Consider the following 24,661-nt stretch of genomic DNA (forward strand, 5'->3'; position numbering starts at 1 on the left):
AACCCAAGGAGACACGAAGCATGATCGAGACCTTCCAACGCAGCCTGCCAAACGGCACCACCCTGAGCTGCCGCGCCGCCGGCAAGCCGGGACAGCCGCTGATGGTGTTCCTGCACGGCTTTCCCGAGGCCGCGTTCATCTGGGACGAGCTGCTCGCCTACTTCTCGGACCCGGCCCACGGCGGCTACCGCTGCGTGGCGCCGAACCTGCGCGGTTTCGAAAAGTCCAGCGCGCCCACGGAAGTGGCCGACTACAAGGCCCACCTGCTGATCCAGGACATCCAGCAGCTCGTGGCCACCGAGAGCGCCGACGGCACCATGGCCGCGCTGGTGGCCCACGACTGGGGCGGCGCCTTCGCCTGGGGCTACGCCAACGCCTTCCCGCAGCAGGTCGGCAAGCTGGTCATCATCAATTCGCCGCACCCGGGCACGTTCACGCGCGAGCTGCGCAACAACCCGGCGCAGCAGCAGGCCAGCGCCTACATGCACTTCCTGGCGCGCCCCGATGCCGAAGCCCTGCTCGCGGCCGACGACTTCAAGCGCATGTGGCCCTTCTTCCTGCTGATGAAGGCCGGCCCGGACGGCTTCGGCTGGCTCACCGAAGAAGTGAAGCAGCAGTACCGCGAGGTCTGGAGCGCGGGCCTCACGGGCGCCTGCAACCTGTACCGCGTGACGCCGATGAAGCCGCCGCTACCGGGCCAGACTGTCGACAGCATCCCGGTGCTGCCGCGCGAACGCCTCACGGTGACCATGCCGACCTTCGTGTTCTGGGCGCTCGACGACGCGGCGCTGCTGCCCGGCCTGCTCGAGGGGCTGGAAGACTACGTGCCGAAGCTCGAGGTCAAGAAGGTGCCCAACGCCACCCACTGGATCGTGCACGAGCAGCCGCAACTGGTCGCGCGCGAGATCGAGGGCTTCCTCGCCCGCAATCAGTAAATAGGGGGCTCGCCTTCCGGGCGGGTCTTGAACCTGCGATGCACCCAGTAGTACTGGGACGGCATCGTGTCGATGTAGCCCTGCAGGCGCTCGTTCATGAGCGCCGTGTCGGCCTCGACGTCGTCGGTCGGGAAGTTCTGCCACGCCGACAGCACCTGGATCTCGTAGCCGCCCGGCGTGAGCTTCGCCACTACCGGCACCACCTTGGCCTTGCCCAGCCGCGCAAAGCGCGACAGCGAGGGCACGGTGGCCGCCTGCACGCCGTAGAACGGCACGAAGATGGTCTGGTCGCGCCCGAAATCCATGTCGGGCAGCAGGTACAGCAAACCGCCCTTGCGCAGCCCCGAGAGGATGGGCTTGATGCCGTCCACCCGGTTGAGCGCCGCCACGTCGCCGAAGCGGGTGCGGCCTTCGCGGATCCAGGCATCGACCATCGGGTCGCGCTGGGTCGTGTAGATCGTGGCCGAGGGGCGCGCCGTGTGCATGGTGAGCGCGGTGGCCGCGGCATCGAGGCCGTAGAAGTGCGGCGCAAACAGGATCATCGGCGCGTCGCCCTCGGCGATCTCGCGGATTTCCGGCGCAGAACCGACGATCTTCAGCCGGCTCTTCACCACCTGTTCGGGCGCATGCCAGAGCCAGCTGCGGTCCAGCCATGACTGCGCGACGAAGACGAAGGTCTCGCGCGCGATGGCGCGGCGCTCGGCCTCCGATTTCCCGGGGAAGCACAGGGCCAGGTTCCGGTCGACCACGCGCCGCCGCGGCACGGCGATGGTGTGCAGCAGGCGGCCGAGCACCTTGCTGAAGCCGCGCACGAGCGGCAGGGGCAGCGGTGCCAGCACCCGCATGAAGCCGATACCGAGTCGGGAGCTGAGGCTCATGGCGCGGCCCCTCCGGCCGCAGCCACCACGGCGGGTTCGCCGCGCGGCTCCTTGTAGCGCGCGTAATCCCACACGTACTGGCCGGGCAGGCTGTGGATCAGGCGACCGATGCCGTCGTTCATGGCAGCAGCGGCGTCTTCAATCGAAGCCGCGGGGTCGGTGAGCGCGGTGCCGACGATCGGCTCGAAGCGGATCACGTAGCCCGCGCCGCGCGGCAGGCGCTCGCACACGCTGAGGAAGCAGGCGGCGCCGGTCTGTTGGGCCAAACGGGGAAGCAGGGTCATGGTGTAGGCGGGGCGGCCGAGGAAAGGCGCCCACACGCCCTGCCCCAGCGGCGGCACCTGGTCGGGCAGGATGCCGGTGTAGCCGCCGCTGCGCAGCGTTCGGATCAGGCCGCGCACGCCGGTGTTGTTGGTCGGCAGGGTCTGCAGGCCGGGCCGGTCGCGCGAGCCCGCCGCGATCAGGTCGGCCATCCATTTCTTGCGCGCCGGACGGAACAGCGCGGTGATCGGCCCGAAGTCCGCGAGAAAGCGCTCGCCGATGGCCTGGCCGCACATCTCCCAGCTGCCCAGGTGCGGCGCCACGAGGATCACGCCCTTCTTCGCGCGCATCGCGGCCTCGAAGGCCTCGACGCCTTCCCAGCGCACCACGCGCGTCAGCACGCTCTCGCCCTGCGGGCGCAGCCACAGCCAGGGCAGCTCGGACGCCATGTGGCCGGCGGCGGCGATGGCGGGACGGTACTGCGCGGGCGAGAAGCCGGCGCTCTCGGCGTTGGCCTTGAAGCGGCGGCGGTAGTCCGGCGCGCACCACCAGACCAGCCATCCCAGCAAGGCGCCGAGCCGATGCATCAACGGCATCGGCACGCGGGCAAGCAGGCGGAACAGGGTGATCATTGAACGGGGAGGGGGAGAGAGTCAGGGAGGGTCAAAAGGCGGACGCGCGCGCATGGTATTGCGCGGCTCGAATAGAATGCAAATTGTCGCCGAGTTACGGAACAACTTGCAGGGCGACACCCACAAGCGCGAATGCGATTGTGTCCCGTCGATTCATCGACATCTGCTAAAGCGTTCGCCAGGGCTCCGCAGAGTTGGCAACGCGCCAATTGAACTTCAAGGAGTGACTACAGTGGCGAACGACTTTCTCTTTACCTCCGAATCGGTCTCCGAAGGCCATCCCGACAAGGTCGCGGACCAGATCTCGGACGCGATCCTCGACGCGATCTTCGAACAAGATCCCCGCAGCCGCGTCGCCGCCGAAACGCTGACCAACACCGGCCTCGTGGTGCTCGCCGGCGAGATCACGACCAACGCGCACGTCGACTACATCCAGGTCGCGCGCGACACCATCAAGCGCATCGGCTACGACAACACCGAGTACGGCATCGACTACAAGGGCTGCGCGGTGATGGTCTGCTACGACAAGCAGTCCAACGACATCGCCCAGGGCGTGGACCACGCCTCGGACGACCACCTGAACACCGGCGCCGGCGACCAGGGCCTGATGTTCGGCTACGCCTGCGACGAGACGCCCGAGCTGATGCCCGCGCCGATCTACTACGCGCACCGCCTCGTGGAGCGCCAGGCCCAGCTGCGCAAGGACGGCCGCCTGCCCTTCCTGCGCCCCGACGCCAAGAGCCAGGTCACGATGCGCTACGTGGACGGCAAGCCCCACAGCATCGACACCGTGGTGCTCTCCACGCAGCACAGCCCCGACCAGAGCGAAACGCCGACCAAGATGAAGGCCTCGTTCAACGAAGCCATCATCGAAGAGATCATCAAGCCCGTGCTGCCCAAGGAATGGCTGCAGAACACGCGCTACCTGATCAACCCGACCGGCCGCTTCGTCATCGGCGGCCCGCAGGGCGACTGCGGCCTCACCGGCCGCAAGATCATCGTCGACACCTACGGCGGCGCCTGCCCGCACGGCGGCGGCGCGTTCTCGGGCAAGGACCCGTCGAAGGTCGACCGCTCGGCCGCCTACGCCGCGCGCTACGTGGCCAAGAACATCGTGGCCGCCGGCCTGGCGCGCCAGTGCCAGATCCAGGTGGCGTACGCCATCGGCGTGGCCCAACCGATGAACATCACGGTCTACACCGAAGGCACCGGCGTGATCCCCGACGAGAAGATCGCCGAGCTGGTGCGCGAGCACTTCGACCTGCGTCCGAAGGGCATCATCCAGATGCTCGACCTGCTGCGCCCGATCTACCAGAAGACCGCCGCGTACGGCCACTTCGGCCGCGAAGAGCCCGAGTTCACCTGGGAAGCCACGACGCAAGCCGCTGCACTGCGCGCTGCGGCCGGCCTCAAGTAAGCACGGCGATACCGGGTCTCAAGGCCCGCCGTCCCCTCGGGGCGGCGGGCCTTTTCATTTCATGGCGCGTTCTTCAGAAGCGGTACGCGCCGCTCAGGCCCACCGTCCAGTTGCGGCCCGGCGCGGGCTCGTAGAAGCGCGCATTGCCTTCGTTGACGATGACCGAGCCCATGTAGCGCCGGTCGAACAGGTTGTCGACGCGCGCGAAGGCGTTGAAGTCCCAGCGCTCCCACTTCTTCAGGTAGCCGGCATACAGCGCCGCCACGGCGTAGCCGTGCGCGCTCGCGGTGTTCAGGTCGTTGGCCTGGATGCGGCTCAGCGCGCGCATCTCGACACCCGCGCGCCAGCCCTCGGGCGGTACCCAGCCGAGCGAGGCGAAGAGCGACTGGCGCGCGATGCCCGGGATGCGGTTGCCCGCGTTCACCGCGTTGCCGCCCGCGCAGGGCGACGGCGAGCAGAACGCATCGCGGTAGGTCGCGTCCAGCCAGGTGTAGGCCACCTGCGTGCGCCAGTGGTCGGCCGTCTCGTGCTGCCAACCCAGCTCGAAGCCGTTGCGCCGCGTGCGCCCCGCGTTCTGGAACGTGGCGCGGCCGCCGCTGTTGGTGGCGGTCACGATCTCGTCGCGCGTGCGGGTGTGGAACAGCGCCGCCGTCAGCAGGCCGCCGGCCAGCCGCGCCTTCGCGCCCACTTCGAGGCTGTCGTTCACCGAAGGCCGCAGCCCGAAGTTGAGCCCGCTGGCGCCGCCCGGACGGTACGACAGCTCGTTGAGCGTCGGCGTCTCGAAGCCCCGGCCGACCGAGCCGTACACCGCGAGATCGGGTGTGGCCTGGTAGCGCAGCGAGGCCACGGGCAGAGTCTTGCTGTAGCTCGCGCTGCCGCTGTCGTCGCGGTTGGCGCCAGCTATGTACAGGTCGTGCGAATCGAAATGCACGCGGCTGCGGCGCACGCCGGCCTCGAGCGTCCAGCGCTCGGCGAAGCGCCAGGCGGCCTGCGCATACGGATCGAGGTTCCAGACCTCGTTGCGCTCGTTGCGACGCAGCCGCCCCTGCACGCCCAACAGGGGCGCGGCCGTGGAGCCCTGGTAGTTCTCGTAGCCGCGGCGGCGCTCGCGCAGGCTGTCGTAGCCCAGGCCCGCCACGAGGTCGAAGGGCCGGTCGGCCAGCTGCAGCGCGGCGGTCCAGCGCAGGTCGACGCCGCCGTACTGGCGCGAGAGGTCGATCACGCCGCCCGCATGCAGCGGGCTCTGCTGCGCCGACGGCGGGATCGACTGGAACTGCACGGTCTTGCGCTCGCCACCGTAGACCATGAACAGCAGCGCCTGCTCGGCACTGAGGCGCCGCTCGTAGCGCAGGCCAACCTGCGTCTGCTCGACCGTCTTGCGCGTGTCGTACTGCAGCGCGAGCGGTGCCTTGCGCGGCGCCTGCGCGATCTGCTCGGCCGTCAGGCCCAGCGGGTCTTGCGCCTCGATGCGCACGCTGTTGAGCACCAGCGTGAGCTTGTCGCCGTTGTCGAGCGCGACGCCCAGCTTGCCGTTCGCGATGTTGCGCCGCGCGGCACTCTGTTCGCGCCAGCCGTCGGTGCGAAAGTGGCTCGCGCCGAGCAGGTAGTCGACCGCGCCCTGCGAACCGCTGAGCTGCAGCGACTGGCGCCAGCTGCCGAAGCTGCCGCCCGCCAGCGAGTACGACAGGCGCGGCGCGCCCTCCCCCGAGGCCGTGAACGCCTGCACCACGCCGCCCGACGAATTGCCGTACAGCGCCGAGAACGGCCCGCGCAGCACTTCGACGCGGTCGACCGAGCCGATGTCGATGTTCGAGGTCTGCCCCTGTCCGTCGGGCAAGGTGGCCGGGATGCCGTCGACGTACAGGCGCACGCCGCGCACGCCGAAGGTCGAGCGCGCGCCGAAGCCGCGCACCGACAGCTGCAGGTCCTGCGCGTAGTTCATGCGGTTCTGCACCTGCAGGCCGGGCACGGCGCCCAGGCTTTCGGACAGGTTCACCTGCATCCGGCTGTCGCGCATCTCGTCGCCGTCGACGCGGTCGACCGAGCCGGGCACGAGGAACGGAGACAGCGTGCCGCGCGGCGTCGAAACGGTGACGTCGCGCAGCGTGCCGGCCGACGGCGTTGCGGGCTGCTGGCCGTGCACGGCCAACGGAACGCCCAGGATCAGCAGGCGAAGCGGATAGGAGAGTGCGGCATTCATCGGCACCGATTCTGCGTCGGTGCCCTGCCCCTTGCGCCTAGCGGGAACCCGTGCGCGGCGAGCGGCGCCAGCCGAACCAGGCGCACACGAGCACCGGAACGCCCAGGCCCACCCAGGCCACCATGTCGCCGAGGCCGCCGTCGCTGAACAGCGCGGTGATCAGGCCGACCGTGGTCAGCACGCCCAGCACGATGGGCCAGCCCCACATGCGCCAGAAGGATTGGTGCGGTGCCTTGTGGTGCGTCGTCATGCCTGCACCTTCATGGCCGGTGCCGGGTCAGGCTGTTGTCCCGATACCGTGGCGGGCGCCGCAATCGTCGTGGTCGCCTGGGCCGGCACCGTGTTGCCGCGCTTGAGCCACAGGTACAGCCCGCTGCCCAGCACGATGATGGTCGCGATGTCCAGCAGCGCCCACAGGATCTGCATCGGCATGCCGCCGTAGTCGCCGAAGTGCAGCGGCTGCGACACCAGCAGCGCCGTGAGGTACCACGGCATCTTCGGCGCCGCCGTGACCTGCGCCGTCTTGGCATCGACAAGCACCGGCTGCAGCAGCTTCGAGGTGAAGGGCTCGTTGCCGCGCAGGAAGAAGGTCGTGTGGTGCGGGCTCGAGAACGAGGTGCCCGGGAAGGCGATGAACGACAGCTTCATGCCGGGCGCCTTCTGCATCGCGCCTTCCATCGAGCGCTGCAGCGAGCCGCGCTCGGCCACCGGCACCACCGGCTCGTTCTTGTAGGGCGCGAGCAGCGTGCTGAGCTGGTCGTACTGCCAGTACTTGATGATCAGGTCGGCCCAGGTGTTGATCATGCCGGTCGAGCCCACCACGAACAGCCACACCAGCGTGACGATGCCCAGCAGGTTGTGCAGGTCGAGCCACTTCAGGCGCGGACGCTTCTCGCGCCGCACCGTGCCGAAGTCGAGCTTGCGCATGAACGGCGAATACAGCACCACGCCCGAGACGATGGCCACCAGCAGCAGCAGTCCCATGAAGCCCAGGAACAGCTTGCCCGGCAGCCCGGCGAACAGGTCGACGTGCAGCTTGAACATGACGTACATGAAGCCCTGGCTGAACTCCGGCTGCGCCAGCACGACGCCGGTGCGCGCATCGACCGCCACCGACTTGAAGTCTTCGGTGGGTTCGGGCGTGGGCGTGAGCGTGACGAACCACAGGCCGTCGTCGTCCTCGGGCTGCGAGACGAACTGCACCACGCGGTCGGGGTGCTTGGCGCGGCCGATCTCGACCACCTTGTCCAGGCTGATGCGCGGCGTGTTCGCCGGCATCTTCGGCGCCTCGACCTCGGTGCCCAGCAGGTGGCCGATCTCGTGGTGGAAGATCAGCGGCAGGCCGGTGATGCACAGCAGCAGCATGAACACCGTGCAGACAAGGCTGCTCCACTTGTGCACCCAGGCCCAGGTCTTGATCTTTCGGCTGTCCATGTCGTCGTGCGTCGTTGGGTGGGAAAAGGCTAGAAGCGGTAGGTGGCGCTCGCCACGATGTTGCGGCGCGCACCGTACCAGCAGTCACCGCGCGACAGGCAGGTGCTGAAGTACACCTTGTCCGTCACGTTGTTGATGTTGAGCGCATAGCGCCACTGGGCCGTATCGTAGGCAAACACCAGGTCGGCCAGCGCCACGCCCGGGATGCGCGGGCCGGTGCCGAACTGGGTGTCGCGGAACGAGCTCATCACGCGCACGCCGGCGCCGGCCGAGAAGCCGTTCATGCCGGCCACCGAGAACCTGTACTTGGCCCAGAAGCTGGCCTGGTGCTTGGGCAGGCCTTCGATCTGCGCGTCGGCGTCGGTGTAGTTGTAGTGGGCGATCAGGTCGAGGTTGGCGCCCACCGAGCCCTTGGCTTCCAGCTCCACGCCTTTGGTCTTGGTCAGGCCGCGCTGCGAGAACACCTTCGGCTGCTCTTCGACGATCTGGTTCTTCTCGCGCAGGTCGTACACCGCGGCGCTGAAGGCCAGGGCGCGGTTCTTCGGCTCGTACTTCAGGCCCGCTTCCCACTGCTCGCCGCGCAGCGGCGAGAAGATGCGGCCTTCGCGCGGCGACTGCGGCGTGAACGACTCGCTGTAGCTCAGGTACGGCGACCAGCCCGAGGGATGGGCGTACATCACGCCCAGGCGCTTGGTGGTGGCGCTGCTCTTTTGCTCGTCGCTGCCGGCGGCGCTGGACACGGCGCGGTCATGGCGCAGTCCGGCCACGAAGATCCAGTGGTCGAGCTTGATCTGGTCTTGCAGGTACAGGCCGGTCTGGCGCTGGCGGGTGCGCGGACGCGCCACGCGCTCGGGTTCGTCCAGGTGGCCGTACACCGGCGCATAGATGTCGATGGTGTCGGCCGTGGTGCCGCCCCAGACGTTCTCGCGCTGGCGCGCGAAGTCCGCGCCCACGAGCAGCGTGTGCTGGAGCGCACCGGTCTGGAAGTGGCCCTCGACGTGGTTGTCCAGCGTCTGCGTGCGGTTGCGCGTCAGTTGGCTGTCGTAGTAGCGGGGGAACACGCGCTTGAAGACCGGGTCGGTCGACCAGCTGTCGAAGCCGCTGAACGCGCCGCCGTAGTGGTAGCGGTTGTCGTTTTCGTTCTTCGCGTAGCGGAAGTTCTGGCGCACGGTCCAGCTGTCGTTGAACTTGTGCTCGAACTGCCAGCCGAAGGTCTGGCGCTCGCTGTTGTAGTAGTCGCCAGGCTCGCCGATGAAGCGGCTGCTCGGCACGCGGCCGTTCGGGTTCGGCAGCAAGGTGCCTTCCCACGGCAGGAACTGCGAGCTGCTGCCGCTCCTGTCTTTTTGCCACAGGCCCTGCAGCGTGAGCGAGGTCGCCGCGTTGGGCCGCCAGGTGAGCGAGGGCGCGATCACGCTGCGGTCATCGGGCACGTTGTCCACTTGCGAATCGGACTTGCGCTGCAGCGCGATCAACCGGTACGACAGCGAGCCGTCGGCGTTCAGCGGACCGGTGAGGTCGGCCTGCACCTGCTTGCGGCCGAAGCTGCCGCTCTGCACGCCCACCTCGCGCTGGGCCTCCTGCAGCGGTCGCTTGCTGACCATGTTGACCACGCCCGCCGCGGTGCCCGCGCCGAACAGCATGCCCGAGGGGCCGCGCAGCACTTCGAGGCGCTCCAGCGTGTAGGGCTCGGTGCGCGTGGTGCTGGTGTAGTAGCCGTAGGCCTGGCGCAGGCCATCGAGGTAGATGTCGGGGTTGGCGCCGCGCACGCGGATCGAGTCGGTGCGCGAATCGACACCGTAGGCGTCGGAGCGCACGCCCGCCGCGTAGTTGAGCGCCTCCTGCAGGTTGGTTGCGCCCTGGTCGACCATCTGGTCGCGCGTGACCACGGTCACGGCCTGCGGGGTTTCCGACAGCGGTGTGTCGGTCTTGGTGGCGGTGACGGCGTTCTTCGCGCGGTAGCCGATCACGGGCGAGGTGGCGGTTTCGGCTTCGGCATTGGCATCGACGCGCACTTCAGGGAGCGAACCCGTGCCGCCCGTTTGCGCCAGAACGTGCTGCTGCGCGTAGATCGCCAGGCAGCCCACCAACACCGAAGCGGCCCTGCGCCGCGCCCTCATTCTTGCCATATTTTTATGGTTCATTGAACGCTATTGATAACAATTCGCATTCTATTGTCAAGAAAGTCTCGGTCCCCGGGTTTTCCAGCAGACGGGGGCGAAGCGTTGCAAAACCGCCGCGGACGCCCGCACCAGCCGAGCTACGATCCCGCCCGCACGCCGTTTGCGTGCGCTGACAGGCCCCATGCTCAAGCTCCTCGCCTCGTTGTTTCCTGCGCTGCGCGGCCCGGCGCTGATGCTGGCCGTGCTGGTGCTCACCGGCTGCGCCGGCCTGCCGCCGCGCCTGCCCGACGGGCCGCCCTCGATCGCCATTCCCGCCTCTTCCGCCACCCCGCTCGGCCGCGCCGCCGCCAGCCTCGATTCACCGCCCGACGGGCTCTCGAGCATGCGGCCGCTGATCGAGGCCTCGTTCGCGCTCGATGCGCGGCTGGAGCTCATCCGCCGCGCGCGGGCCTCGCTCGACGTGCAGACCTACCAGCTCGGCAACGACAAGACCGGCCGCCTGCTGCTGCGCGAACTGCGCGACGCCGCCCGGCGCGGCGTGCGCGTGCGCCTGCTGCTCGACGATTTCTACACGGCGGGCATGGACCGCCTGCTGCTCGGGCTGGCCGCCGAGCCCAACGCGCAGGTGCGGCTGTTCAACCCCTTCGTGAACGCCCGCGACCATTCGTCGATGCGCTGGCTGGAGTTCTTCGGCGATTTCCGGCGGCTCAACCACCGCATGCACAACAAGCTGTTCATCGCCGACGGGGCCCTGGCCATCGCCGGCGGGCGCAACCTCGCGGACGAGTATTTCCTGCGCAGCGACAGCGCCAACTTCATCGACTTCGAGCTGCTGCTGGCCGGCCCGGTGGTGCCGCAGTCGGCCGGGATCTTCGACACCTACTGGAACAGCGACGTGGTCTACCCGCTGCAGCGCATGGCCGGCACGACGCTCACGCCCGACGAGCTCAAGGCCGCCTTCGACGCCGCGACCTCGCCCGCCTTTGCGCCGCTGCCCGACCCGCTGGCCGCCACCGACCTGCTGGGCGACCTGCCGCTGGGCGCGCAGCTTGACAACATCGGCGAGACGCGCTGGATCCGCGCCGAGGCCGCCGCCACCGCCGACAGCCCGAACAAGGCCCTGGGCACGATGGCGCGCCCGCAGGAGTCGCTGGCGCAGCGCTTCCACGAGATGCTGGGCGCCGCGAAGTCGAACGTGGTGGTGATCTCGCCCTACTTCATTCCCGGCGACGAGGGCATGGAGCGCATCCGCATGGGCCGCGACCACGGCCTGAACATCACGGTGGTCACCAACTCGCTGGCCGACAGCGACGAGCCGCTGGTCAACATCAACTACAACCGCTACCGCGTCGACATGCTCAAGCTGGGCGTGAACCTGTACGAGGTGAGCACGCAGCAGCTCAAGCGCAGCGGCCAGTTCCGCAGCCTGCTGAAGAAGGCGCGCGGACGCCTGCATGCCAAGCTGGCGCTGGTCGACCGCCAGTGGGTGCTGCTGGGCTCGATGAACCTCGACCCGCGTTCGGCCCTGCTGAACACCGAGTTCGGCGTGCGCGTGCGCAGCTTCGAGCTCACGCAGGCGCTGCTCTTCGCCTACCAGCTGGACGACATGGAAGGCGTGTACCGCGTCGTGCTCAAGCCCGACGGCCAGAACGTGCAATGGATCGGCACCGGCGACGTGCACAACGAGGTGCTCGACAGCGAGCCCGACTCCAGCATGCTCACGCGCCTGCAGCTGCTGCTGTTCTCGTGGTTCGTGCCGACCGACCAGCTGTGAGCCCACGGCCGCACGTCGCATCCGCACCACAAATGCGAACACCTCGCATCTAGAACTTTACAATTCAGTCCGCCGCGCCCAGCGGCCGTCACCCAGGGGTGCCGCCGACGGAGCTTCCGTCTGCGCGGCCCCCGCCTCACCCAGATTTTTTCAAGGCAAGGCACGACATCGCCCTTCGTCGCGTGGACGACAGGGCGGTGCGTGTGCGTGCGCGGCCCGCCGTGCGTGGTGCCGCCGCCTTAAAAAAACTGGACAACATGAAGCCCTCTTCCCGCGCCTACCGCACCGCCTCTCCCTCGCGCCCGCTGTGGCCCCTTTCGCTGCTGGCCGGCGCCGCCCTCGCGTCGCTGTCGGGCGTCGCGCTGGCACAGGCCAGCGCCTCGACCCTGAAGGAAGTCACCGTCAGCGCCGAGGACGACAAGGGCTACGCCCCCGCCGCCACCAGCACCGCCACCAAGGGCAGCGCGCCGCTGCGCGACGTGCCGCAGACCGTCAACGTGCTGCCCGAACAGCTGCTGCGCGACCAGGGCGCCGTGTCGATGCAGGACGCCCTGCGCAACGTGCCGGGCGTGAGCTTCAATCACGGCGACGGCCAGCGCGACCAGGTCGTGATCCGCGGTTTCAGCGGCATCTCCGACTGGTTCGTCGACGGCGTGCGCGACGACGCGCTGTACTTCCGCGACCTCTCGGACACCGAGCGCATCGAGGTGCTCAAGGGCCCGGCCGCCGTGCTCTACGGCCGCGGCTCCTCGGGCGGCCTGATCAACCGCGTGACCAAGAAGCCCGTGTTCGAGCGCCGCTTCGGCGAGGTCTCGCTGGGCCTGGGCAGCCACCACTACACGCGCAGCACGATCGACCTGAACACGCCCATCGGCGAGAACATGGCCTTCCGCCTGAACGTGGCGGGCGAGCAGTCGGACAGCTACCGCGACCAGCAGTTCACCGACCGCCACAACATCGCACCCTCGCTGGCGATCAAGTTCAGCCCGCAGACCGACCTGCTGCTGCAATACACCAACCTGCGCGACCAGCGCCTCACCGACTTCGGCATCCCGGCGCTCAACGGCCGCCCGGTCGACGTGCCCATCGGCGCCTACTACGGCTCCGCGCACGGCAAGCGCGACGACACCGTGACCAGCAAAGTGCAGACCTTCACCGCCACGCTGAACCACCGCTTCAGCGACGCGCTGAGCCTGCGCAACACCACGCGCTATTCCAGCTACCCCCTGGACCGCAACAACACGCTGCCCAGCGGCACCACCGACCCCGTGCGCCTGACGGTGGGCCGCACGCGCGGCATCGTCGAGCGCGACGAGAGCGGCTGGTTCAACCAGACCGACCTGACCTGGCGCAACGACCTGGGCGGCTTCAAGCAGGAGTGGCTGGTCGGCGCCGAGTTCGGCGTGCAGCGCAAGCGGCTGTTCAGCGTGTCTTCCGCCACGGGAGCGCAGCGCGTGAACCTGTTCAGCCCGGTGGCAGACCCGCTGCCGATCCCGCTGGCCACCTACCTCGCCGACGGCGCGATCCCGAGCAATAGCGAGTTCAAGACCGCGGCCGTCTACTTCCAGGACCAGATCACGCTGGCACCGCACTGGAAGGCGCTGATCGGCGGGCGCTACGACGTGTTCAAGCAGGACACCAGTTTCGAGCGCAAGCTCGCGCCGCTGGAGCGCACCGACCGCAAGTTCAGCCCGCGCGCCGGCGTGGTGTGGCAGCCCGACACGGTGCAGTCGTACTACGTGTCGTACAGCCGCTCGTTCCAGCCCTCGGGCGAGAACTTCGCGCTGTCCACCGGCAACATCGACAACGCGCCCGAAATCACCGTCAACAAGGAAATCGGCGCCAAGTTCGACCTGCTCGACGGCGGGCTGAACCTCACGACCGCGCTGTTCAACCTGGAGCGCTCGGGCATCAAGAACACCGACCCGAACAACCCGCGCCGCCAGATCAACGTCGGCACGCAGCGCACCAACGGCCTGGAGCTCGCGCTCAACGGCCGCCTGCCGGGCCGCTGGGACGTGAGTGCGGGCTATGCCTACCTCGACGCGAAGATGACCCAATCGCTCGCCACCGTGAGTTCGCTGCAGCTGCCCGTGGGCGCCGCGATCCCGGTGCAGGGCAAGACCGCCGCCCTCACGCCGCGCCACTCGGCCTTCGTGTGGGCCATGAAGGACCTCGGCCACGGCTTCAGCGCCGGCGGCGGCCTGAACTACGTCAGTGCGCGTTACGCGTCGCTGAGCAACCTCGTCACGCTGCCCTCGTACCTGACCGCCGACCTCGCGGCCAGCTACAAGACAGAGCGCTACGAGATCGCGCTGAACCTGAAGAACATCGCGAACCGCAAGTACTACGTCTCGGCCCACGGCAGCGTGGACAACCTGATCCTGCCCGGACCGGGGCGCGAGGTGCAGCTGACGCTGCGCGCGAAGTTCTGAGCGTGCCGGGCGGCTGCGTGCGTGTCCGGTACGCGGCCACCTCTTCTCTTGCTTCTTACTTGCCGGCCTTGCCCACCAGCACCGCGCCCTTCATTCCGGCGTCGTAGTGGCCCGGCTGCAGGCAGCCGAAGTCGACCTTGCCGGCCTGGGTGAACTGCCAGACGATCTCGCCGGTCTTGCCTGCGGCCAGCGTGACCATGTTCGGATCGGCGTGCTCCATCTCGGGGTTCTTCTTCATCGCGTCGTAGTGCGCCTTGAGCGCCTTCTCGGTTCCGAGCACAAGCTCGTGCTTCAGGACGCCCGAGTTCTTGACGACGAAGCGCACCGTCTCCCCCTGCTTGACCTTGATGTCCGCCGGCGTGAAGCGCATCGAATCCGTCATGTCGACCTGGACCGTGCGCGTCACCTTGGCGGCCACACCGGGCTTGCCGACGGCGGCTTCGGCATCGTGGTCGTGGCCACCGGCATGGGTGCCCGAGGCGGAAGCGCCGGCCGCGGCCAGTGCGGCCAAGGCAGCGAAAACGGTGTTGCGGAAGGTGAGAGCCATGGTGTCCTTGGAGATTGGAAGGGTGGATCGGGCGGCCTGCGCGCACATCCATCCGGTGCTGCGTGCTGGCGTGCCGCGACTCTAGGAAGCCCGCCCCGTCAATCGCCGATCACGCGGATTACAAAGAAGCAATCCGCGCGCGGCCCCTGCACGGGTCTGAGCGGTTTCATTTCACCCGGACAAAAGAACCCCAAACGTTCCGACCGATGGCACCCGGCAGCCCGGGGTTTCCCCGGAAAAGCACCGCCGTGCGAGACGAGGGCAAGGGCCACGCTCTTGAAAGGTCATCGAATGCCCTTATGATTAGCACTCGCTGCTGACGAGTGCTAACAGCCCTCCCATCCAGTCGACAGGTCGCCGGTTTCTCCGGCGCCCGACCACAAACAAACCCGTTTCTTACCCTTCCAGGAGATGCAATGAAACTTCGTCCTTTGGCCGATCGCGTGATCGTCAAGCGTGTTGACAGCGAAACCAAGACCGCCTCCGGCATCGTCATCCCCGACGCAGCCGCCGAAAAGCCCGATCAGGGTGAAGTCCTGGCCGTGGGCCCGGGCAAGCGCAACGACAAGGGCGAACTGGCCGCACTGACCGTCAAGGTCGGCGACCGCGTCCTGTTCGGCAAGTACAGCGGCCAGACCGTCAAGGTCGATGGCGACGAACTGCTCGTGATGAAGGAAGACGACCTGTTCGCAGTCGTCGAGAAGTAATTCTTCTCCTCTCTTTCGATCTCATCCCAATTCAATCCATTCGGAGTTAATTCATCATGGCAGCAAAAGACGTAGTCTTCGGCGGCGAAGCCCGCGCACGCATGGTCGAGGGTGTCAACATCCTGGCCAACGCAGTCAAAGTGACCCTGGGCCCCAAGGGCCGCAACGTGGTGCTCGAGCGTTCGTTCGGCGCCCCCACCGTGACCAAGGACGGTGTGTCCGTGGCCAAGGAAATCGAACTCAAGGACAAGCTGCAGAACATGGGCGCCCAGCTCGTGAAGGAAGTGGCCTCCAAGACCAGCGACAACGCTGGTGACGGCACCACGACCGCCACGGTCCTGGCACAAGCCATCGTTCGCGAAGGTTTCAAGCTGGTGGCTGCCGGCATGAACCCGATGGACCTGAAGCGCGGCATCGACAAGGCTGTCACGGCCCTGGTCGCCGAGCTGAAGAAGGCTTCCAAGCCCACCACCACCTCCAAGGAAATCGCGCAAGTCGGCTCCATCTCGGCCAACAGCGACGAAACCATCGGCAAGCTCATCGCTGACGCGATGGACAAGGTCGGCAAGGAAGGCGTGATCACCGTGGAAGACGGCAAGTCGCTGGACAGCGAACTCGACGTCGTCGAAGGCATGCAGTTCGACCGCGGCTACCTGTCGCCCTACTTCATCAACAACCCCGAGAAGCAATCGGCGCTGCTCGACAACCCCTTCGTGCTGCTGTTCGACAAGAAGATCAGCAACATCCGTGACCTGCTGCCGGTGCTGGAGCAAGTCGCCAAGGCTGGCCGTCCGCTGCTGATCATTGCCGAAGAAGTCGAAGGCGAAGCCCTGGCTACGCTGGTCGTGAACACGATCCGCGGCATCCTGAAGGTTGTGGCTGTCAAGGCTCCTGGCTTCGGCGACCGCCGCAAGGCCATGCTGGAAGACATCGCCATCCTGACGGGCGGCAAGGTCATCGCTGAAGAAGTGGGCCTGACGCTCGAAAAGGTGACGCTGGCCGACCTGGGTCAAGCCAAGCGCATCGAAGTGGGCAAGGAAAACACGATCATCATCGACGGCGCTGGCGCTGCTGGTGACATCGAAGCCCGTGTGAAGCAAGTGCGCGTTCAGATCGAAGAAGCGACCAGCGACTACGACCGTGAAAAGCTGCAAGAGCGCGTGGCCAAGCTGGCCGGCGGCGTGGCAGTGATCAAGGTTGGCGCTGCCACCGAAGTCGAAATGAAGGAAAAGAAGGCTCGCGTCGAAGACGCCCTGCACGCCACCCGCGCTGCAGTGGAAGAAGGCGTTGTGGCTGGCGGCGGCGTGGCTCTGCTGCGTGCCAAGCAAGCTGTGGGCGACTCGGTCAAGGGCGACAACGCCGACCAGGAAGCCGGCATCAAGCTGGTGCTGAAGGCCATCGAAGCCCCCCTGCGCGAAATCGTGAACAACGCCGGCGGCGAAGCCTCGGTGGTGGTGAACGCTGTGTTGGCCGGCAAGGGCAACTACGGCTTCAACGCTGCGAACGACACGTACGGCGACATGCTCGAGCTGGGCATCCTGGACCCGACGAAGGTCACCCGCACCGCACTGCAGAACGCCGCTTCGGTGTCCTCGCTGCTGCTGACGACCGAAGCCATGATCGCTGACGCTCCGAAGGACGAAGCCGGCGGTGGCGGCGGTATGCCTGACATGGGTGGCATGGGCGGCATGGGCGGCATGGGCATGTAATTTCGCTCGCCCCCAGGCTGCGCGGCACTTCGTGTCCGCTACGCCAACCCCCTACCGGGGGCAACACCTGCGGCCCGGCAAAGCCGGTTCCGCGGTGTTTCGCGAAATAAAAAACCCGTCTTGCGACGGGTTTTTTTATGGGCGCTCGGTTTGTTGCGTCGGCTAGCGGAATTGATCGCGCAGCGCCATGTAGAGCACCTGGAAACGCGCGTGACGCGTCTTGTGCCCACTGGCCCCTTCGGATGAAGGCGTCAGCGTCTGCTTGACCGGCGGCAGCGTGCACACCTCGGCCACAGTGCCCCCATCGGCCAGCCACGCCAACCGAGCCGCACCGAGTGCTCCGCCGGTCTCGCTGCCTGCGTAGAGCGTGAGTTCCACCTGGAAGATGTCGGCCAGCAACTGCCCCCACCACACACTGCGCGCGCCGCCACCCACGAGCGCAACTTCGCGCAGCGGCATGTCTGCTGGCAGGCGCAGCGTGTCGAAGCCGTCGCGCAGACCGAAGCTCACGCCCTCGACCACGGCATAGGCGATCTCTGCAGGGCCGTGTGCATGCGTCAGGCCGAACAACGTGCCCTGCGCATTCGGATTGTTGTGCGGCGAGCGCTCACCCGACAGGTACGGCAGGAACAGCGGGCAACGCGCCCGATCCGTCAACGCGACCGAGGCTGCGGCTTCAAGCAGCGCCGCTTCGTCCGCGAACTTGAAGGTCTTCGCCGCCCAGCTCACCGCGCTGGCGGCCGAGAGCATCACCGACATCTGGTGCCAGCGCCTAGGCAGCGCATGGCAGAAGGCGTGCATCGCCTGCGCGGGGTTCGGCAGGAAGCGGTCGGTCGAGACGAACACCACGCCCGAGGTGCCGAGCGAGACGAAGCCCTGCCCCGGCTCCACGAGCCCCATGCCGACCGCGCTGGCGGCGTTGTCGCCCGCGCCGCCGGCGATCTTCACGCCCTCGCGCAGCCCCCAGCGCGCCGCCAGTTCCGGCTTGAGCAGCGCGGAGACTTCGCTGCCTTCGACCAGCCGCGGCATGTGATCGCGCGTGAGCCCCGTGGCGGCGAGCAGTTGGTCGGACCAGTCGCGCGCGCCCACGTCGAGCCAGAGCGTGCCGGCCGCGTCGGACATCTCGCTGACCGCCTCGCCGCTGAGCATGAAGCGCAGCCAGTCCTTCGGCAGCAGCACGCGCGCCACACGGGCGAAGACCCCGGGCTCGTGCTCGCGCACCCACAGCAGCTTGGGCGCAGTGAAGCCGGGCATCGCGAGGTTGCCGGCGATCTCGCCCAGGCGCGGCACGGCGCGCGTGAGCGCCTCGCACTGCGCGCCGCTGCGGCCGTCGTTCCAGAGAATGGCCGGGCGCAGCACCTCGCCTGCCGCGTCGAGCAGCGTGGCGCCATGCATCTGGCCCGACAGGCCGATGGCGCGCACCTGCGCCAGCGCCTTCGCATGCGTGGTGCGCAGCTCGGCCATGACGGCCTCGAGCGCCCGCCACCATTGGGCGGGCGCCTGTTCCGACCACAGCGGTTGCGGCCGGTCGACCGTGAGCGGCGCGCGTGCCACGCCGACGATGCGGTGATCGTCCGCGAGCAGCAATGCCTTGAGCTCGGACGTGCCGAGGTCGAGTCCCAGATACAAGATGGTCTCCCTGATGGCGCCTTCGGAGCGGGCGCGTTCGCCTTGAAAGAAGTCAGCCGAAGCGCGTGTCGGCCTGGCGCCTGAACTCGCTGGGCGTCATGCCCTTGATTTCGAGAAAGCGCCGGTTGAAGTTGGCCACGTTGTTGAAGCCCACCTGGTAGCAGATGTCGGTCACGTAGTGGTCGGTCTGCATCAGCAGGTGACAGGCGCTGTTGATGCGCACGCGGTTCACGAAGTCGGTGAAGCTGTTGCCCGTCGAGCGGCGGAAGAAGCGGCTGAAGCGGCTCTCGCTCATGCCCAGCTCGGCGGCCACGTCCGACATCGAGATCGAGTCGGTCATGTTGTTGGTGATGCGGTTCACGATGTCGTTGATCTGGTCGACCTGCGCATCGCCGTCGCTGCCCTGCACGCCCTGCATCTGCACGCTCGACAGCAGCCGGTAGTCGGTGCACTGCGCCAGGTCGGCCATGAACTCGCAGAACAGGCCCAGGCGGCGCACGCCGCGCGCGGCCTTGATGGCGTCCCAGTGCGCCAGCGCCTGCGCCGACATGCCGAAGAACTCGATGCCGTGGCGCGCGCGGTCGAGCAGCGGCATCACGTCGCGCAGTTCGGGAATCTCGGCGGCTGCGCGCTCGATGGGCTCGTGGCGGAACTGGATCACGCGGTCGCGCCCGGCCGCACCTTCTTCGGGCACATCGAGCGAGATCCAGTTGTGCGGCAGCCGCGGCCCGCACAGCACGAGATGCCCGGGCTGGAACGGCCCGATCCAGTCGCCGATGAAGGCCTTGCCCGAGGTCTCGGTGATCAGGTGCAGCTCGTAGTCTTCATGGAAGTGCCAACGCACCAGCGGGCTCGGAAAGCCGTGCGCGAGGCAGCGCACCAGGCCGGTTTCTTCCGGGGCCTCGTAGCCCAGCGACGGGGAGCGCGCGAAATCGCGCTCCAGCTCGGGTTGGCGTTGGCGCGGGATCGCGCGTTTGCGGGTGGTCGTGGTCATGGCGGCACGGGTCGATCAGGGCCGGGAAGCGACGGCCTCGTTGTCTTCCTGCGAAAGCGCCGTGCGAACGGCTTCCAGCGTCGGTGGATCGGCGCCCTCGCGGGTGCAGTTCAGGGCCGCGGCGGTGGCGGCAAAGCGCATCACGGCGCGCCAGGCGTCGTCGCCGAGTTCGGCCAGTTGCGCCGGGTGCTCGACGCCATGCGCCAGCAGCGCCACCGACAGCCCGGCGGTGAAGGTGTCGCCCGCGCCGATGGTGTCGACCACCTCGACACGCGGCGCGGCCACGGTGAGCGGCGCGCTGCCGGTGCGCCACAGCGTGGCACCGGCACCGCCGCGCGTGACGATCACGGCGCGCGCGCCAGCGGTGAGGCACTCGGCCGCGAGCGCATCGACCGGCCGCCCGGGGGCGAGCAGCGCGGCGTCTTCGTCGCTGAGCTTGACCAGGTCGGCCATGGCGAACCACTCGGTGACGCGGGCGCGGTAGGCGGCCATGTCCGGGATCAGGCTGGGCCGCACGTTGGGGTCGAACACGATCACGCAGCGCCCCGTGTGGGCGGCCACGAGGTCGGCGATGCGCGACGACGCCGGCTCCTGCAGCAACGAGATCGAGCCGAAGTGCAGGAAGCGGCATTCCGCCGGCAGCTGCGGCAGCGGCTCGGGCGCCCAGGTGGCGTCGGCACTGCCCCGTGTGTAGAAGGCGTAGCGGTTGGTCTGCGGCGTGCGCTCGACAAAGGCCAGCGTCGACGGTGCGTCGCTGCGCAAAATGAGCCGGGTGTCGACGCCGTTGCGCTCGAGAAAAGCCACCAGCCGCTCGCCGAACAGGTCGGTCGACAGCTGCGTGAGAAAGCCGGTCGGCTGCCCCAGCCGCGCGCAGGCCACGGCCGTGTTCAGCGGCGAGCCGCCTTCATGGCCGAGGAACGCCAGGGTGCCACCTTCGGCGGCGGTGAAATCGATCAGGGCCTCGCCCGTGAGTGCAATGCGCATGGTGCTTGGATTTTCTTCTTCTGTCAGGGCAAGGCGCGGGCGTCGGCCAGGAAACCCGCTTCGGCAGCCAGGGTGGCGGGATGATCGAGCAGCTCGGCAAACAGGCGCGGCGGGATGGTGATGGCGCCCACGCCCAGCCCGAGCAGCGCCAGGTACGCCGCGCGCGAACGGATGCTCGCCACCAGCAGCCGCGTGCGGGACGAAGGCCGCTGCGCGACCAGCGACTGCATCTGCGCGATGAGCGCGAGCCCGTCGATGCCGGCGTCTTCGAGCCGGCCGAGGTACGGCGCCGCATAGGCCGCGCCCAATTGCGCGGCGAAGTGCGCCTGCTCGGGCGCGTACACGGCGGTCCAGGTGACAGGCACGCCCTGGGCGATGAGCCGCGCGCCGGCATCCAGGCCCTGGCGCGTGGCGGGAATCTTGATGACGAGCTGGCCGCGGTCGAACTGCGGCAGCAGGAACGCGGCGTCCTCCAGCATGCCGTCGACCTCGCTCGAATACACCTGGGCCTGCACCTGGCGCGCGCCCAGGTCGATGCAACGCTTCAGCAGATCGGGCACATCGGCGCGGCCCACGCCCGCACGCTGCAGCAGCGTCGGGTTGGTCGTCACGCCGTGCACCACCGGGTGCGGCAGGCAAGCCTGCAGTTCGGCCAGATCGGCGCTGTCGAGGTACAGATGGAAATCGTCGTTCATGCGAAAGAGGGGGTTCAGCTCATGACATTGCCACCATCGACATTGAGGGTCTGCGCCGTGATGTAGCGCGCCTCGTCGCTGGCGAGAAACACCGCCGCCCCTGCAATGTCGCCCGGCACGCCCATGCGCCCGAGCGGCACGGCGAGGCCGACACGCCGCTTCTTCTCGCCCGGCGCCAGCCCTTCGGCCTTGGCGAACAGGCTGTCGACATGGTCCCACATCGGCGTGTCGACCACACCGGGGGCGATGCCGTTGACGCGGATGCCGTGCGGCGCCATGGCCAGCGCGGCGCTCTGCGTGTAGCTGATGACGGCCGCCTTGGTCGCGCAGTAGTGCGACACCAGCGCCTCGCCGCGGCGCCCGGCCTGCGAGGCCATGTTGATGACCGACGCGCCCGGCGTGCCGGCCTCGACCATGTGGCGCAACACGGCCTGCATCACGAAGAACATGCCTTTCACGTTGACGGCGAAGAGCTTGTCGAACGAGGCCTCGTCGCTGTCGAGCAGCGGCGCGAGGTCGAACACGGCGGCGTTGTTGAACAGCGTGTGGACGGGGCCGAAGGCGACCTGCGCCTCGGCCAGCATGTGCGCGATGGCCTGCGTGTCGGTCACGTCGGCCGCGATGTAGGCGAGCGTGTCGGGGTGGGCCTGCTGCAGCGCGCGCACGGCCTCAGGCGCGGCGGTCGCGCGGTCGATCACGCTGCAGCGCGCGCCCTCGGCGATGCAGGCCTCGGCGACGGCCAGGCCGATGCCGCCGCCGGCACCGGTCAGCAGCACATGGCGGTCCCGCAGGCGGCCGCTCATGAGGTGCCCTTCTCTTCGATGAAACGCGCCACGCGCTCGCCGGCACGACGCACCGCATCGACCAGCCGCGCATCGCCCGCGAGGCTGCCCCACAGCCCGGCATCGGCGCACAGCGCCGCCACGGGGTCGGCCGCGTCGCACATGGCGTGGGCCACGGCATCGTCCATGCTCTGGTCCTGATAGGCATAGGGCAGCGCGCCCTTGTGCCAGCGCTGCAGGAACGCGAGGAACAGCGCGGGCAGCATCGCCACGCTGTCGATGCCCTGCCCGGCTGCCAGGCGCTCGCGCACGGTCGGCGCGATGAAGCCCGGGATCTTCGAGAAGCCGTCGGCCGCCACGCGCTGGTTGGTGTCGCGGATCGCGGGGTTGCCGAAGCGGTCGAGCACCACGTCGCGGTAGGCCGCCAGATCGATCGGGCTCGGGCTCAGGCACGGGATGACGTCGTCGGTCACGTAGTCGAAGGCCATCTGGCGGATGGCCGCGTCGTGCGTGCCTTCGTGGATGAAGCCCAGCCCCGCCAGCGTGCCGGCCCAGGCGATGCAGCTGTGCGTGGCGTTGAGGATGCGGATCTTGGCCTCTTCGTAAGGCTGCACCGATTCGACCAGCTCGACGCCCACGCGCCCCCAGTCGGGCCGGCCGGCAATGAAGTCGTCTTCGATCACCCACTGGATGAAGCTCTCGCCCGTGACCGCCGCGCCGTCGTCGCGGCCCGTGGCGGCGCGCACGCGCGCGCGCAGCTCTGGCGGTGGGCGCGGCGTGATGCGGTCGACCATCGCGTTCGGGCAGCGGGTGTTGGCATCGACCCAGGCCTGCAGCGGCGCGTCGCCGACGAGCGCAATGAACTCGAGCAGGCCCGCGCGAAAGCGGTCACCGTTGTGGCGCAGGTTGTCGCAGTTCAGCAGCGTCACGGGGCCCGCCTGCGCGGCGCGCCGTGCCCGCAGGATCGCGCAGACCGCGCCGTAGATCGTCTCGCCGGCCTCGCCGCGCCGTGCGCGTTCGATGTCGGCCGCGAGGTCGGCGAACGACAGGTCGAGCCGGCCCTTGGTGTCGAGGTAGTAGCCGGCCTCGGTCACGGTGAAGGAGACGATGCGCGTGGACGGCGCGGCGCCGCGTGCGATCACCGGGGCCAGCGAGGGCTCGTAGGGCAGCACCTCGCGGATCGCCTCGATCAGCTCGTAGCGGTACTCGCCCGCGGGCGACACCGTCTCGAGCGTGTAGCGCCCGCCCTGGGCCTGCAACGCCGCGACGACCTCGGCCATGTCGGGCCGGATGTTGGCGCCCGACAGCGACCAACGGGTGTCGCCCGCATCGATCAGCCGCTGCAGGTAGACGGCCTGGTGGGCGCGATGGAACGAGCCGAGGCCGAGGTGAAGCACCGTGAATTCCGAAGGCGCCGGTGGGGTGGGCACGAGGCCCGCTGCTGCGAGGGTCACGGGGAAGGTCCGTTGAAAGTGAGGGTCGTCGGGTCAGGCGGCGACAGCGCGGCCTTCGCGGCTGAACAGGTGCAGCACGGACGGGTCGAGCTCGACCGCCACGTCGTCACCAGCCTGCAGCGGCGTGCGCTCGTTCTGGCGCGCGATGAGCGGCACGCCACCCACGTCCACGTGGATCAGCGTGTCGGCGCCCAGCGCCTCGATGAGCTCGACGCGGCCCGGCACGCCGGGGGCCGCGCCCTGCTTCGGATGCACGCGCAGACCTTCGGGGCGCACGCCCAGGAAGCCGTCGCTGGGCAGGCGCCCGCCGGTCGCGGCGGAAAAACTCGGGATGGCACTCGCCGCCACCATGTTCATCGACGGCATGCCGATGAACTGCGCGACGAACTGGTTGGCCGGGCGGTCGTACAGCTCCAGCGGCGTGCCGACCTGCTCGATGAGCCCGTCTTTCAGCACCACCACGCGGTCGGCCAGCGTCATGGCCTCGACCTGGTCGTGCGTGACGTAGATGGTGGTCGCGCCCAGTGCACGGTGCAGCTTGTGGATCTCGACGCGCGTGTTGCCGCGCAGCGCCGCATCGAGGTTCGACAGCGGCTCGTCGAAGAGAAACACCTTCGGCGCACGCACGATCGCGCGGCCGATGGCCACGCGCTGGCGCTGGCCGCCCGACAGGTCCTTGGGCGTGCGGTCGAGGTACTGCGTGAGGTTCAGCGTCTTGGCCGCGTACTCGACCTTGGTCCTGATCTCGTCCTTGGCCACGCCCGCGAGCTTCAGCGCGAAGGACATGTTGTCGTACACGCTCATGTGCGGGTACAGCGCGTAACTCTGAAACACCATCGCCAGGTCGCGCTTGCCCGAAGGCGTCCAGGTGATGTCCTTGCTGTCGAGCAGCAGGTTGCCGCTGGTGATCGGCTCGAGCCCCGCGATCAGCCGCAGCAGCGTCGACTTGCCGCAGCCCGAAGGCCCGACGAAGACGATGAACTCGCCCTTCTGGATTTCGAGATCGACGCCCTTGATGATGTTGACGTCACCAAAGCTCTTCTTGATGTTCTTGAGTTCGAGGTAGGCCATGAG

General features: G+C 68.3%; 20 protein-coding genes. 6 read left to right on the plus strand and 14 right to left on the minus strand.

Going from position 1 to position 24,661, the window contains the following annotated elements; translation table 11 throughout:
* Positions 1-20 precede the first annotated feature (20 nt).
* Positions 21-935, plus strand: coding sequence for an alpha/beta fold hydrolase (locus tag AC07Q9_RS06145; RefSeq protein WP_489059017.1), 915 nt, complete (start codon positions 21-23; stop codon positions 933-935).
* Here the strand turns inward: AC07Q9_RS06145 and AC07Q9_RS06150 are convergent.
* Together AC07Q9_RS06150 and AC07Q9_RS06155 are read right to left on the minus strand one after the other, a co-directional pair.
* Positions 929-1,813 (minus strand): LpxL/LpxP family acyltransferase, encoded by an 885-nt coding sequence (locus tag AC07Q9_RS06150; RefSeq protein WP_495308036.1) that lies wholly within the window; start codon positions 1,811-1,813, stop codon positions 929-931. The genes AC07Q9_RS06145 and AC07Q9_RS06150 overlap by 7 nt on opposite strands.
* Positions 1,810-2,706 (minus strand): lysophospholipid acyltransferase family protein, encoded by an 897-nt coding sequence (locus tag AC07Q9_RS06155; protein ID WP_495308038.1) that lies wholly within the window; start codon positions 2,704-2,706, stop codon positions 1,810-1,812. Before AC07Q9_RS06155 ends, AC07Q9_RS06150 begins: the two co-directional genes overlap by 4 nt.
* 232 nt (positions 2,707-2,938) lie before the next feature.
* Here AC07Q9_RS06155 and metK point away from each other — a divergent pair, with 232 nt between their 5' ends.
* Positions 2,939-4,123: a methionine adenosyltransferase gene (metK, locus tag AC07Q9_RS06160; protein WP_062471813.1), complete on the plus strand. Its 1,185-nt coding sequence runs from the start codon at positions 2,939-2,941 to the stop codon at positions 4,121-4,123.
* A 73-nt stretch (positions 4,124-4,196) separates the two neighbouring features.
* On the opposite strand, the gene AC07Q9_RS06165 is transcribed toward metK, so the two are convergent.
* Genes AC07Q9_RS06165 through AC07Q9_RS06180 form a run of 4 tightly spaced genes read right to left on the minus strand, consistent with a single transcriptional unit; the run spans position 4,197 to position 9,883 of the window.
* Positions 4,197-6,323: a TonB-dependent receptor domain-containing protein gene (locus tag AC07Q9_RS06165; protein ID WP_495308040.1), complete on the minus strand. Its 2,127-nt coding sequence runs from the start codon at positions 6,321-6,323 to the stop codon at positions 4,197-4,199.
* Positions 6,324-6,360: 37 nt separating this feature from the next.
* On the minus strand, positions 6,361-6,573 hold the full coding sequence (locus AC07Q9_RS06170) for a hypothetical protein (protein ID WP_495308042.1): 213 nt from the start codon (positions 6,571-6,573) through the stop codon (positions 6,361-6,363).
* Complete coding sequence (locus AC07Q9_RS06175) at positions 6,570-7,757, minus strand: PepSY-associated TM helix domain-containing protein (RefSeq protein WP_495308044.1); 1,188 nt, start codon at positions 7,755-7,757, stop codon at positions 6,570-6,572. The genes AC07Q9_RS06170 and AC07Q9_RS06175 overlap by 4 nt, the downstream gene beginning before the upstream one ends.
* Positions 7,758-7,786: 29 nt before the next feature.
* Positions 7,787-9,883, minus strand: a complete 2,097-nt coding sequence (locus AC07Q9_RS06180; protein ID WP_495308046.1) for a TonB-dependent siderophore receptor — start codon at positions 9,881-9,883, stop codon at positions 7,787-7,789.
* A 175-nt stretch (positions 9,884-10,058) separates the two neighbouring features.
* Here AC07Q9_RS06180 and AC07Q9_RS06185 point away from each other — a divergent pair, with 175 nt between their 5' ends.
* Together AC07Q9_RS06185 and AC07Q9_RS06190 are read left to right on the plus strand one after the other, a co-directional pair.
* Positions 10,059-11,651: a phospholipase D family protein gene (locus AC07Q9_RS06185; protein WP_495308048.1), complete on the plus strand. Its 1,593-nt coding sequence runs from the start codon at positions 10,059-10,061 to the stop codon at positions 11,649-11,651.
* A gap of 257 nt (positions 11,652-11,908) precedes the next feature.
* Positions 11,909-14,086 carry a TonB-dependent receptor gene (locus AC07Q9_RS06190; RefSeq protein ID WP_495308050.1) on the plus strand — a complete coding sequence of 726 codons (2,178 nt, stop codon included), beginning with the start codon at positions 11,909-11,911 and terminating at the stop codon, positions 14,084-14,086.
* Between the two features lie 55 nt (positions 14,087-14,141).
* Here the strand turns inward: AC07Q9_RS06190 and AC07Q9_RS06195 are convergent, their stop codons facing one another.
* Positions 14,142-14,633 (minus strand): cupredoxin domain-containing protein, encoded by a 492-nt coding sequence (locus tag AC07Q9_RS06195; RefSeq protein ID WP_495301715.1) that lies wholly within the window; start codon positions 14,631-14,633, stop codon positions 14,142-14,144.
* A 416-nt stretch (positions 14,634-15,049) separates the two neighbouring features.
* Between AC07Q9_RS06195 and AC07Q9_RS06200 the strand changes: the two genes are divergently transcribed.
* Both AC07Q9_RS06200 and groL read left to right on the plus strand, forming a co-directional pair.
* Positions 15,050-15,340: a co-chaperone GroES gene (locus tag AC07Q9_RS06200; RefSeq protein WP_056572926.1), complete on the plus strand. Its 291-nt coding sequence runs from the start codon at positions 15,050-15,052 to the stop codon at positions 15,338-15,340.
* A gap of 56 nt (positions 15,341-15,396) precedes the next feature.
* A complete protein-coding gene (groL, locus tag AC07Q9_RS06205) occupies positions 15,397-17,049 on the plus strand; it encodes a chaperonin GroEL (protein WP_489059035.1) in 1,653 nt (550 codons plus the stop codon).
* Positions 17,050-17,211: 162 nt separating this feature from the next.
* On the opposite strand, the gene xylB is transcribed toward groL, so the two are convergent.
* From xylB to AC07Q9_RS06240, 7 genes are all read right to left on the minus strand, one after another.
* Positions 17,212-18,678, minus strand: a complete 1,467-nt coding sequence (gene xylB, locus AC07Q9_RS06210) for a xylulokinase (RefSeq protein WP_495308052.1) — start codon at positions 18,676-18,678, stop codon at positions 17,212-17,214.
* 52 nt (positions 18,679-18,730) lie between these two features.
* On the minus strand, positions 18,731-19,672 hold the full coding sequence (locus AC07Q9_RS06215; RefSeq protein ID WP_062471853.1) for an AraC family transcriptional regulator: 942 nt from the start codon (positions 19,670-19,672) through the stop codon (positions 18,731-18,733).
* 15 nt (positions 19,673-19,687) lie between these two features.
* Complete coding sequence (locus AC07Q9_RS06220) at positions 19,688-20,656, minus strand: carbohydrate kinase family protein (RefSeq protein ID WP_495308054.1); 969 nt, start codon at positions 20,654-20,656, stop codon at positions 19,688-19,690.
* Positions 20,657-20,679: 23 nt separating this feature from the next.
* Complete coding sequence (locus tag AC07Q9_RS06225) at positions 20,680-21,351, minus strand: transaldolase family protein (protein WP_495308056.1); 672 nt, start codon at positions 21,349-21,351, stop codon at positions 20,680-20,682.
* Positions 21,352-21,365: 14 nt separating this feature from the next.
* On the minus strand, positions 21,366-22,154 hold the full coding sequence (locus tag AC07Q9_RS06230; protein ID WP_495308058.1) for an L-iditol 2-dehydrogenase: 789 nt from the start codon (positions 22,152-22,154) through the stop codon (positions 21,366-21,368).
* Complete coding sequence (dalD, locus tag AC07Q9_RS06235) at positions 22,151-23,530, minus strand: D-arabinitol 4-dehydrogenase (protein WP_495308236.1); 1,380 nt, start codon at positions 23,528-23,530, stop codon at positions 22,151-22,153. The genes AC07Q9_RS06230 and dalD overlap by 4 nt, the downstream gene beginning before the upstream one ends.
* Before the next feature lie 90 nt (positions 23,531-23,620).
* Positions 23,621-24,658 (minus strand): ABC transporter ATP-binding protein, encoded by a 1,038-nt coding sequence (locus AC07Q9_RS06240; protein ID WP_495308060.1) that lies wholly within the window; start codon positions 24,656-24,658, stop codon positions 23,621-23,623.
* Positions 24,659-24,661 lie beyond the last annotated feature (3 nt).

It is taken from the genome of Variovorax sp. GW821-FHT09A10, assembly GCF_059418385.1.

What these genes read in the sequence shown, in the direction of transcription:
- AC07Q9_RS06240 (WP_495308060.1), bottom strand. Translation starts at nt 24,658, where the DNA reads ATGGCCTACCTCGAACTCAAGAACATCAAGAAGAGCTTTGGTGACGTC.
- AC07Q9_RS06190 (WP_495308050.1), top strand. Translation starts at nt 11,909, where the DNA reads ATGAAGCCCTCTTCCCGCGCCTACCGCACCGCCTCTCCCTCGCGCCCG.
- AC07Q9_RS06145 (WP_489059017.1), top strand. Translation starts at nt 21, where the DNA reads ATGATCGAGACCTTCCAACGCAGCCTGCCAAACGGCACCACCCTGAGC.
- AC07Q9_RS06175 (WP_495308044.1), bottom strand. Translation starts at nt 7,757, where the DNA reads ATGGACAGCCGAAAGATCAAGACCTGGGCCTGGGTGCACAAGTGGAGC.
- AC07Q9_RS06165 (WP_495308040.1), bottom strand. Translation starts at nt 6,323, where the DNA reads ATGAATGCCGCACTCTCCTATCCGCTTCGCCTGCTGATCCTGGGCGTT.
- AC07Q9_RS06180 (WP_495308046.1), bottom strand. Translation starts at nt 9,883, where the DNA reads ATGGCAAGAATGAGGGCGCGGCGCAGGGCCGCTTCGGTGTTGGTGGGC.
- AC07Q9_RS06230 (WP_495308058.1), bottom strand. Translation starts at nt 22,154, where the DNA reads ATGAGCGGCCGCCTGCGGGACCGCCATGTGCTGCTGACCGGTGCCGGC.
- AC07Q9_RS06200 (WP_056572926.1), top strand. Translation starts at nt 15,050, where the DNA reads ATGAAACTTCGTCCTTTGGCCGATCGCGTGATCGTCAAGCGTGTTGAC.
- AC07Q9_RS06185 (WP_495308048.1), top strand. Translation starts at nt 10,059, where the DNA reads ATGCTCAAGCTCCTCGCCTCGTTGTTTCCTGCGCTGCGCGGCCCGGCG.
- AC07Q9_RS06225 (WP_495308056.1), bottom strand. Translation starts at nt 21,351, where the DNA reads ATGAACGACGATTTCCATCTGTACCTCGACAGCGCCGATCTGGCCGAA.
- AC07Q9_RS06150 (WP_495308036.1), bottom strand. Translation starts at nt 1,813, where the DNA reads ATGAGCCTCAGCTCCCGACTCGGTATCGGCTTCATGCGGGTGCTGGCA.
- AC07Q9_RS06195 (WP_495301715.1), bottom strand. Translation starts at nt 14,633, where the DNA reads ATGGCTCTCACCTTCCGCAACACCGTTTTCGCTGCCTTGGCCGCACTG.
- AC07Q9_RS06220 (WP_495308054.1), bottom strand. Translation starts at nt 20,656, where the DNA reads ATGCGCATTGCACTCACGGGCGAGGCCCTGATCGATTTCACCGCCGCC.
- AC07Q9_RS06155 (WP_495308038.1), bottom strand. Translation starts at nt 2,706, where the DNA reads ATGATCACCCTGTTCCGCCTGCTTGCCCGCGTGCCGATGCCGTTGATG.
- AC07Q9_RS06170 (WP_495308042.1), bottom strand. Translation starts at nt 6,573, where the DNA reads ATGACGACGCACCACAAGGCACCGCACCAATCCTTCTGGCGCATGTGG.
- AC07Q9_RS06215 (WP_062471853.1), bottom strand. Translation starts at nt 19,672, where the DNA reads ATGACCACGACCACCCGCAAACGCGCGATCCCGCGCCAACGCCAACCC.
- groL (WP_489059035.1), top strand. Translation starts at nt 15,397, where the DNA reads ATGGCAGCAAAAGACGTAGTCTTCGGCGGCGAAGCCCGCGCACGCATG.